The 1,368-nt window shown below is 55.8% G+C and carries 1 protein-coding gene; it reads left to right on the forward strand.

Annotation, left to right across the window (positions count from 1 at the left end):
* Positions 1-80: 80 nt before the first annotated feature.
* Positions 81-1,106 (forward strand): IS110 family transposase, encoded by a 1,026-nt coding sequence (locus tag M5B43_RS27145; RefSeq protein ID WP_248752945.1) that lies wholly within the window; start codon positions 81-83, stop codon positions 1,104-1,106.
* Positions 1,107-1,368 lie beyond the last annotated feature (262 nt).

Below are 1,368 nucleotides of genomic sequence, written 5' to 3' on the forward strand. Positions count from 1 at the left end.
CGGGCTAATGAGATGGACACCCCCAACACCCTGTGAGGGCTACGCTTTCACGGGGTGTTTTGTTTTCGGAGGCCATCATCATGAGCGAGTCAGCACTGATCGGTATCGATCTCGGCAAACATACTTTCCACCTGCACGGCCAGGATAAGTCGGGCCGTGAGGTATTTCGCAAAAAATGCTCACGGGGGCAGATGATGCAGTTTTTCGGCAACTCGCCGAGCTGTGTCGTGGTGATGGAAGCCTGCGCGGGGTCGCACTATGTTGCTCGTCAGTTGTCGGCAATGGGACACACGGCCAAGCTGATTTCCCCGCAGTTCGTTCGCCCCTTCGTCAAGGGCAATAAAAACGATTTCGTGGATGCCGAGGCCATTTGTGAGGCAGCTTCGCGCCCCTCGATGCGTTTCGTAACGCTTAAAACCGAATCCCAGCAAACCCTGTCCGTGCTACATCGGATGCGCGAATCGCTGGTGCATGACCGCACCAAAACGGCTAATCAGATGCACGGTTTCTTGCTGGAGTTTGGGATCAGCCTGCCCAAAGGGTTGGCCATCATGAAGCGTTTGGCGAACGTCTTGGCCGAGCATGAATTACCCGTGCGCCTGACAGTATTGTTGCAACGCCTGCACGACCACTTTGCCTACCTGGATGAGCAAATCAAGGTCTTGGACAAAGAGCTGGCGGGCCAACTGGCCGACGATGATCTGGGCAGTCGTTTGCTGAGCCTGCCATGTGTGGGTCCGATCACCGCCAGCCTGCTGGCTGTGGAAATGGGCGATGGCAAGCAGTACCGATGCAGTCGTGACTTTGCCGCCTCAGTGGGCTTGGTACCAAGGCAGTACAGCACAGGCGGCAAGGCCAACCTGCTGGGGATTAGCAAGCGGGGTGACAAGCACCTGCGACAACTGCTGGTGCAGTGTTCCAGGGTCTATATGCAGAATCTGGAGCACCAAAAAGGAACCTTGGCCGATTGGGTGCGCTCATTGCTAAGTCGGCGACACTCGAATGTCGTGGCCTGTGCCCTGGCTAACAAACTGGCGCGTATCGCTTGGGCGATAGCCGCCCACAATACTCAATATGAAGCAGGGCCAGACGCCTTGAACGCCTGACCCTGCGGTTGTTGCAGTACCACGATTCACCCTTCAGGTTTTGCGATAGCTGAACAACAGATGATGTGAACGGCACACCGGCCTGGCGAAGATCCTGATATAAAAATCGGCTGCTGAAGCCGACGGGCTTTTAAGGATCGTCAGGCGCGACTCTCATCGTGGCGCTGGGGCTTGCCCCAAACAGACGCCGGATAGATTTAAGCAAGCCAACCACACCACCCGTTAACCAGTATTGCAAAAATGGGGGTGACCATAGATTTTT

It is taken from the genome of Pseudomonas sp. MWU15-20650 (genome assembly GCF_023242475.1).
GTDB lineage: Bacteria > Pseudomonadota > Gammaproteobacteria > Pseudomonadales > Pseudomonadaceae > Aquipseudomonas.

Bases quoted from the DNA above. Each gene is read 5' to 3' on its own strand.
- M5B43_RS27145 (WP_248752945.1), top strand. From the start codon at position 81: ATGAGCGAGTCAGCACTGATCGGTATCGATCTCGGCAAACATACTTTC.